This window comes from Flavobacterium silvaticum (assembly GCF_012911565.1).
GTDB lineage: Bacteria > Bacteroidota > Bacteroidia > Flavobacteriales > Flavobacteriaceae > Flavobacterium > Flavobacterium silvaticum.
Genome location: NZ_JAAMPU010000017.1, coordinates 1 through 243 on the forward strand (window position 1 = coordinate 1; position 243 = coordinate 243).

The following is a 243-nucleotide window of genomic DNA, read 5'->3' on the forward strand; positions in this document are numbered from 1 at the left end:
TGGAGAACGGCCAGTACAACAGCCCGACCCACACGGGCAAGACGGGGAACCTCATGGTGTTCGGCAGCAACCCGAACGACAATCCGCTGAAGTTCCGGGTGCGTGTACACAACGCCTGCGGTTGGGGCAACTGGCGTGAGTACCACTGGGGCGACGGTACCACCACGCCGCAGCCGAATCCGCAGCCCGACAAGTATTTCGTGGTGGCGCCCAATCCCTGCCAGACGGGCACGAGCGTCAACC

General features: G+C 63.8%; 1 protein-coding gene. It reads left to right on the forward strand.

Annotated elements, in window-relative coordinates; translation table 11 throughout:
* Window positions 1-243 (forward strand): hypothetical protein (locus G6047_RS00050; protein WP_169525256.1); only part of this gene is annotated, 243 nt, incomplete at both ends.